Below are 6,765 nucleotides of genomic sequence, written 5' to 3'. Positions count from 1 at the left end.
GCGGCCGTGGCCGACGCCCTGTTCGCGGAGGCGAAGCGCATGGAGGCCGAGGACGAAGCCGCGAACCGCGCCATCGGCGCGCACGGAGCCGCGCTGCTGCGGCAGGGCAGCCGCGTGCTCACGCACTGCAACGCCGGAAGCCTGGCGACGGCGTTCTACGGCACGGCGCTCGGCGTGGTATACGCCGCGGCCGAGCAGGGCAAGATCGAGCGCGTGTACGCCGACGAGACGCGCCCAGTGGGGCAGGGCGCGCGCCTCACGTCGTGGGAGCTGGCGCGCGCGGGCGTTCCCTGCACGCTCGTCTGCGACAACATGGCCGCAAGCCTCATGGCTAAAGGAGAGGTGGACGCCGTGATCGTGGGAGCCGACCGCATCGCCGCCAACGGAGACGCGGCGAACAAGATCGGCACGTACGGCGTGGCCGTGCTCGCCCGCCATCACGGCATCCCGTTCTACGTGGCCGCGCCCACCTCCACCATCGACCCCGCGATCGCGGACGGCTCGGGCATCCCCATCGAAGAGCGCGATGCCTCCGAGGTCCTGCCCGTCGCGATCGAGGGCGTCGACGTGTGGAACCCGGCCTTCGACGTGACGCCGGCCGGCCTCATCACGCGCATCGTCACGGAGCGCGGCGCGTTCGAGCCGGATAAGTTGGTATACTGATCCTGCAGGTCGCCGACGGACGGGCGACGGAAAAGGAGGGCCTTATGCGCATCATCCATCGCGAGGACCAAGAGCAGCGCGAGCACGTGGAGCTTTCCCGCGACGCGGCGTTCGCCGACGAGAGCGACGGCCGCGACCGATCCGCCGAGCCCGACATCCTGCGCACCGACTACCAGCGCGACCGCGATAAGATCCTCCACACGAAGTCCTTCCGCCGCCTGTCGCACAAGACGCAGGTGTTCCTGGCCGCCGAGGGCGACCACTTCCGCACCCGTCTCACGCACACGCTGGAGGTGGCGCAGATCGCCCGCACCATCGCCCGCGCGCTGGGGCTGAACGAGGATCTCGCCGAGGCCATCTCGCTCGGCCACGACCTGGGGCACACGCCCTTCGGGCATACGGGGGAGGAGGCGCTCGCGCGCTGCCTGGCGCGCCACAAGGGGATCGACCCGGCATCGCCCGAGGCGGAGGCGCTCTACCGCCACAACGAGCAGAGCCTGCGCGTGGTCGAGCGCATCGAGAACGGCGGCAAGGGACTGAATCTCACGTCCGAGGTGCGCGACGGCATCCTCAATCACACCGGCGACCTGCGCGCCGAGACGCTGGAGGGGCGCATCGTGGGCACGGCCGACCGCATCGCGTACGTCAACCACGACATCGACGACGCCATCCGCGCGGGCATCCTGCGCGAGGTCGACCTGCCGGCGTCGACGCACGCCATGCTGGGCCCCGACCATTCGTCGCGCATCGAGACGCTCGTGCTCGACATGGTGGAGACGTCGGCCGCCGTCGACGACATCCGCATGAGCGACGCGGTGTGGAACGCCATGATGGAGCTGCGGTCGTTCCTGTTCGAGCGCGTGTACAGCGCCCCTGCCGTCACCGACGAGGTGGCGAAGGCGACGCACCTCGTGGACGACCTGTTCGACTACTACGTGGCGCACACGGGCGAAGTTCCGCAGGAGTACCGCGCCATCTCCGAGGGCGACGACCTGCGCGCCGTCACCGACTTCATCGCCGGCATGACCGACCGCTACGCCAAGAACCTCTACCAAAGGCTGTTCATCCCCAACGCGCTGCATTACTAGGTTCCCTCGGCCTAAGGACATTTCTTCGTTGCGCAGGTGCACAAGAATTGTATAATCGTCTAACTATGCTTTCCGGGGATCACATCAGGCAATCGTTTTCGGCGGCGCTGCCCATCATGCTGGGCTACGTCGCCATCGGCATACCCTGCGGCATCCTGAGCGCTTCCATCGGCATGAACGAGCTGCAGGTGTTCCTGCTGTCGGCCGTGTTCTACTCGGGCGCGGGCCAGTTCATGATCCCGAACATGTGGCTGGCCGGCTCGCCGCTCGCGTCCATCATCGCCAGCGTGTCGCTGGTGAACACACGCCAGATGCTGTACTCGGCCTCGTTCGCGCCGCGCTGCGAGCGTGTGAAGAAACGCCTCGCGTTTCTGTTCGCGGCTACGGTGACCGATGAGAGCTACGGTGTGAACACGGCGAAGTTCGAGGAGGGCGGCTGGTCGGTTGGCCGCGCCACGCTCGTGAACCTTTTCTCGCAAAGCTCGTGGGCGCTGTCGAACGTGGCCGGCGTGCTCGTGGGCAACGCCGTGGGCATCCCGCTGGCCATAGCCTCCTTCGCCATGACGTCCATCTTCATCTGCCTGCTTGTCACGCAAAAGGTGACGCCGGCCAACGTGGTGGCTGCGGCGTTCGCCATCCTGGGCGTGTACACATGCAAGACCATCGGGCTTTCGGGCCCCGCCATACTCGTGGGCGCGCTCGTGGGCGTGATGGCGGCGCTGCTGTTCACGTGGGCGAAGGAGCGCGGCTGATGGAACCGATGGGCTGGGGCGATTACTTCATCGTGCTGGGGTGCTGCGCAATCACCATGCTGGTCTGCCGCGTGGTGCCGCTGTTCGTTCTCAAGGGCAAGGAACTGCCGGAAGGGGTCGGGCAGGCGCTCGGCTTCATTCCGCCGGCCGCGTTCGCCGCGCTCGTCGCGAACGACCTTTTGACGCCCGGCATGTTCGACGCAGGCCTGTGGCCGGCAGCCGCGCCCCTGGTCGCCGCGCTTGCGGTGGCGCTCGTCGCCTGGAAGACGAAATCGCTTCTGTGGTGCGCCGTCTCGGGTGTGGCCGCGTACGCGCTGCTCATGCTCCTGTAGAGGCCGTGCGCATCGGAAGACCGGGCCGGAAGCGCGGCGGAATTCGGCATTATGCGTGGAGAGCCCAAGTTTTTGCGCATGTGCCCAGGTTTTTCCTTGCAGTACCGTTCCGTTGACGGTATACTATCCAATCGTGTCTTTACTAGACGACATGCAATTAGGTTTCATTGAATATATAAGAAGGAACGGGTCATGGATATCATTCGCGCCATCGAACAGCAGCAGATCAAGCAGGACGTCCCCGAGTTCAACGTCGGCGACAACGTGAAGGTTCACTACCGCATCACCGAGGGCAACCGCGAGCGTATCCAGGTGTTCCAGGGCGATGTCATCCGTCGCCAGGGCGCTTCGAATCGCGAGACGTTCACCGTTCGCAAGATCAGCTTCTCCATCGGCGTGGAGCGCACCTTCCCCGTGCACTCCCCGAAGATCGAGCGCATCGAGGTCGTGCGTCAGGGCGATGTGCGCCGCGCCAAGCTGTACTACCTGCGCAAGAAGGTGGGCAAGGCCGCGAAGATCAAGGAGAAGGCGTACCGCTAGGCCTTCTATACGCTTCAGATTTGCAGGAACCCCCGTCGTCCTTCCGGACGGCGGGGGTTCCTTTTTTACAGGGGCGGGCGAGGCCGCGCAGCGCCTTTCTGGTATCATGGTCGGTCGAAGAAGAGCATGTCGAGGGGGATTCATGGAACCGACCGTCGCCGATATCAAGCAACGCCTGCACGAAGCCGACGAGCGCGAGTTCGCGGTGCTCGAGCGCTCGCTCGTGGCCGACGCGCGCAAGGGCGTGCGCGACGCCGTGGAGCGGGCTCGGGCGCGTCTGGCGGCCGAGGCGGCGGAACGGCAGCGACTGGCATCGTTGTACGCGTTCGAGCGCGCGCTGGCTGCAGGGCGCGGCGACGGCGTGATCGTAGGTCTCGACGAGGTGGGGCGCGGGCCGCTCGCCGGGCCTTTGGCCGTGGGCGCGGTGGTGCTGCCCGCCGAACCGTTCATCGAGGGTCTCAACGACTCCAAGCAGGTGAAGCCCGAGGTGCGCGAGCGCATCGCCGTGCAGGTGAAGGCCGTGGCCGTGGCCTGGACGGTCGAGTACGTGGAGGCGTCCGACATCGACGCTTGCGGTATGACGGCCTCGCTCGCGCTGGCGTTCCGACGCGCGATCAGACGCATCGAGGAAGCGGGCGTGCGCCCCGACGTGGTGTTGCTCGACGGCAACCCGATGCGCCTCGACGAGCGCGAGGTGAACGTGGTGAAGGGCGACGGGAAATGCGCCTCGATCGCCGCCGCCTCCATCGTGGCGAAGGTGGAGCGCGACGCGCTCATGTGCCGCTACGCCGAGGAGTACCCCGAATACGGCTTCGACGCCTGCAAGGGCTACGCGAGCGCGGCCCATATCGAGGCCATCAAGCGCTACGGTCTCACGCCCATCCATCGCGCGACGTTCTGCACGGCCTTCACGCAACCTGCTCTGTTCTAGCGCCTCCGCGTCCTTCCACACGTTTCCACCGCTGCGTTTTCCACGCTTGCGAGCCGTTCGGCGCGCCTTCGGGTGCAAGCTGGACGGCTTTTCCATCTGCGGTTTCTCTTCGGTGCGGAATCTGCGTCGAAAGTGCATGGACGATACGTTCGATCCGCGTTGGAAACGGAGGCAAGGCGCGTGTCATCCGCATGGAAACGGCGTGTCTTTCCGGGAAGGTTTCGCGGTGCGTTTCGCTGGATACGTGCCATCGCCGCGTAAGACGGCATCCTTATCATGGAACCACAGACGAAAGGGGCGTGGTGCCATGTATCAGGATACGGCGGCAACGATCGAATGGCAGGACGGTGAGCAGGCGGCGTGCGGAAAGAAGGCCGGCGCGGGCGAGCGGCGAGGAGTAGGCTCGGGGGCCAAGCGGCGTGCGAAACGGGGCGAACGGGCGCAGGATCGCGAGAAGACGGCGGGGGGGCGCAACGCGGAGCTGGGGCGTAGAGGCGAGGACGCCGCCGCTCGCTTTCTCGACCGGCGCGGCTACGAGATCGTCGAGCGCAACTGGACGTGCGCGGCGGGTGAGGCCGACATCATCGCGCGCGACGGCGACAGCGTCGTGTTCGTGGAGGTGAAGACCAGGTCGAGCTGCGACTGCGGCATGCCGGCGGAAGCGGTGGACGAGGCCAAGCGCGACCGCTACGAGCGCATCGCGGCGCTGTTCCTGCAAGGCTTCGACGTGGTGGACGTGCCGGTGCGCTTCGACATCGTGTCCATCGTGGCGATCTCGCCCGACCGCGCGATGATCCGCCACCACATCAACGCGTTCTCGGGCCGATGAGCGTGCGGGGGCAGTGCGTCGTGCGGTCCGCGACGCTGCGCGGCGTGGAAGCCGTTCCGGTCGACGTCGAGGTGGTCATGGCGAACGGGATTCCCGGCTTCTCCATCGTCGGCTTGGCCGACGCCTCCGTGCAGGAATCGCGCGAGCGGGTGAAGGCGGCGCTGCGCTCGTGCGGCTTCTCGCTGCCGGCCAGCAAGGTGGTGGTGAACCTGGCACCGGGCGTCTTGCGCAAGACGGGGTCGGGGTTCGACCTGCCCATCGCGGCGGGCATCCTGTGCGCTTCGGGGCAGTTAGACCCGCGTGCGGTGCGCGGCCAGCTGTTCGTGGGCGAGCTGTCGCTCGAGGGGGCGGTGCGCCCGGTGGCCGGGCTGCTGGCCTACGCGCTGTGCGCGCAGCGGTTGGGCGTCGACCTCGTATGCGCGCCGGTCGACCAGGGTTTCGTCGCGCTCGACGGGTTGGTGCGCCGTGCGGCGAAGTCGCTGGCGGGGTTCAGGACGGGCCTGTTCCCGGCCGTGGCCGGCGCGGCGAAGCCGAGCAGTGCGCCCGCGCTTGACTTCCGGGACATCGCCGGCCACGACATGGCGAAGCGCGCCTTGCAGATCGCGGCGGCGGGCGGCCACGGCGTGCTGATGACGGGACCGCCCGGTTCGGGCAAGACCATGCTCGCGTCGAGGCTGCCGTCCATCCTGCCGCCGCTGTCGGAGGCCGAGGCCATCGAGACGGCGGTGGTGCACTCGGTCGCCGGCGAGGAGGTGGAACCGATCCTGGGCGGGGTGCGGCCGTTTCGCAGCCCGCACCACTCGGCCACGTTGGCGGGGCTGGTCGGCGGCGGCTCGCCCTTGCGTCCCGGCGAGATATCGCTCGCGAACAACGGCGTGCTGTTCCTCGACGAGCTCGCCGAGTTCAGCCCGTCTGTTCTCCAGGGCATCCGCCAGCCGCTGGAGTCGGGGCGGGTCACCCTCACGCGCGCCGACGGCAACGTCGACTTCCCGGCGCGGTTCATGCTGGTGGCGGCCACCAACCCGTGCCCCTGCGGCTACTACGGCGACGAGGAGGAGCCGTGCACGTGCACGCACCGGCAGATGCAGCTCTACCGCAACCGCATCGGCGGACCCATCATGGACCGCATCGACGTGCATATCGCGGTGCGCAGGATCCCGCCCGGCGAGGTGCTGGCCACCGGGCACGGCACGAGCTCCGAGGAGCTGCGCCGCGATGTGCTGCGCGCGCGGGAGTTCGCGTCGTGGCGGCGCGCGCGAAACGGGGAGGACGACAAGGCGCTCACGTCGGAGGCGCTTGTTCGGGCCTGCGCGCTGACGACGCAGGACGAGGGCTTCCTCGAGGGCGCGGCGAAGGCGGGGCGCCTGAGCGGCCGCGCCATCATGCGCACGCTCGCGCTCGCGCGCACGATAGCCGACATGGAGGAGAGCGCCCGCGTGGAGCGCAGCCATCTGTGCGAGGCCATCGGCTTCCGCCTGCGCGAGGGGGAATCGTGAGCGCGCTCGCTGGCGAGCGCACGGTGCTCGCGCGCGGCGGAGAAGGCTTCCCTTCTGCGCTGGAAAACGTGGCGCAGCCGCCGGATCGGCTGTACGTGGTAGGCGATCCTTTCGCGCTCCAGGAGGGCATCGCC

At 67.9% G+C, this 6,765-nt stretch carries 8 protein-coding genes; all 8 read left to right on the top strand.

The genetic code is table 11. The annotated features are described in order from the left end of the window. Positions 1 to 663: S-methyl-5-thioribose-1-phosphate isomerase (gene mtnA, locus HMPREF1023_RS01960; RefSeq protein ID WP_035578288.1), on the top strand; the 663-nt coding region annotated here is incomplete at its 5' end. A 44-nt stretch (positions 664 to 707) separates the two neighbouring features. After that, positions 708 to 1,751, top strand: a complete 1,044-nt coding sequence (locus tag HMPREF1023_RS01955) for a deoxyguanosinetriphosphate triphosphohydrolase (protein WP_009304467.1) — start codon at positions 708 to 710, stop codon at positions 1,749 to 1,751. A gap of 65 nt (positions 1,752 to 1,816) precedes the next feature. Further along, a complete protein-coding gene (locus tag HMPREF1023_RS01950; RefSeq protein ID WP_009304466.1) occupies positions 1,817 to 2,503 on the top strand; it encodes an AzlC family ABC transporter permease in 687 nt (228 codons plus the stop codon). Then, complete coding sequence (locus HMPREF1023_RS01945) at positions 2,503 to 2,835, top strand: AzlD domain-containing protein (protein WP_009304465.1); 333 nt, start codon at positions 2,503 to 2,505, stop codon at positions 2,833 to 2,835. Before HMPREF1023_RS01950 ends, HMPREF1023_RS01945 begins: the two co-directional genes overlap by 1 nt. Before the next feature lie 192 nt (positions 2,836 to 3,027). After that, positions 3,028 to 3,375, top strand: a complete 348-nt coding sequence (gene rplS, locus HMPREF1023_RS01940) for a 50S ribosomal protein L19 (protein ID WP_009304464.1) — start codon at positions 3,028 to 3,030, stop codon at positions 3,373 to 3,375. A gap of 142 nt (positions 3,376 to 3,517) precedes the next feature. Beyond that, entirely contained in the window at positions 3,518 to 4,306 is a 789-nt protein-coding gene (locus HMPREF1023_RS01935; protein WP_009304463.1) for a ribonuclease HII, read from the top strand. 307 nt (positions 4,307 to 4,613) lie between these two features. Then, positions 4,614 to 5,135 (top strand): YraN family protein, encoded by a 522-nt coding sequence (locus HMPREF1023_RS01930; protein ID WP_009304461.1) that lies wholly within the window; start codon positions 4,614 to 4,616, stop codon positions 5,133 to 5,135. Next, positions 5,132 to 6,631 (top strand): YifB family Mg chelatase-like AAA ATPase, encoded by a 1,500-nt coding sequence (locus HMPREF1023_RS01925; protein ID WP_009304460.1) that lies wholly within the window; start codon positions 5,132 to 5,134, stop codon positions 6,629 to 6,631. The genes HMPREF1023_RS01930 and HMPREF1023_RS01925 overlap by 4 nt, the downstream gene beginning before the upstream one ends. The last annotated feature ends 134 nt before the right edge of the window (positions 6,632 to 6,765 follow it).

The organism is Eggerthella sp. 1_3_56FAA, from assembly GCF_000185625.1.
Classification (GTDB): Bacteria; Actinomycetota; Coriobacteriia; order Coriobacteriales; family Eggerthellaceae; genus Eggerthella; species Eggerthella lenta.
This window is presented reverse-complemented; position numbering and strand designations above follow the sequence as displayed.

What these genes read in the sequence shown, in the direction of transcription:
- HMPREF1023_RS01955 (WP_009304467.1), top strand. Translation starts at nt 708, where the DNA reads ATGCGCATCATCCATCGCGAGGACCAAGAGCAGCGCGAGCACGTGGAG.
- HMPREF1023_RS01950 (WP_009304466.1), top strand. Translation starts at nt 1,817, where the DNA reads ATGCTTTCCGGGGATCACATCAGGCAATCGTTTTCGGCGGCGCTGCCC.
- HMPREF1023_RS01945 (WP_009304465.1), top strand. Translation starts at nt 2,503, where the DNA reads ATGGAACCGATGGGCTGGGGCGATTACTTCATCGTGCTGGGGTGCTGC.
- rplS (WP_009304464.1), top strand. Translation starts at nt 3,028, where the DNA reads ATGGATATCATTCGCGCCATCGAACAGCAGCAGATCAAGCAGGACGTC.
- HMPREF1023_RS01935 (WP_009304463.1), top strand. Translation starts at nt 3,518, where the DNA reads ATGGAACCGACCGTCGCCGATATCAAGCAACGCCTGCACGAAGCCGAC.
- HMPREF1023_RS01930 (WP_009304461.1), top strand. Translation starts at nt 4,614, where the DNA reads ATGTATCAGGATACGGCGGCAACGATCGAATGGCAGGACGGTGAGCAG.
- HMPREF1023_RS01925 (WP_009304460.1), top strand. Translation starts at nt 5,132, where the DNA reads ATGAGCGTGCGGGGGCAGTGCGTCGTGCGGTCCGCGACGCTGCGCGGC.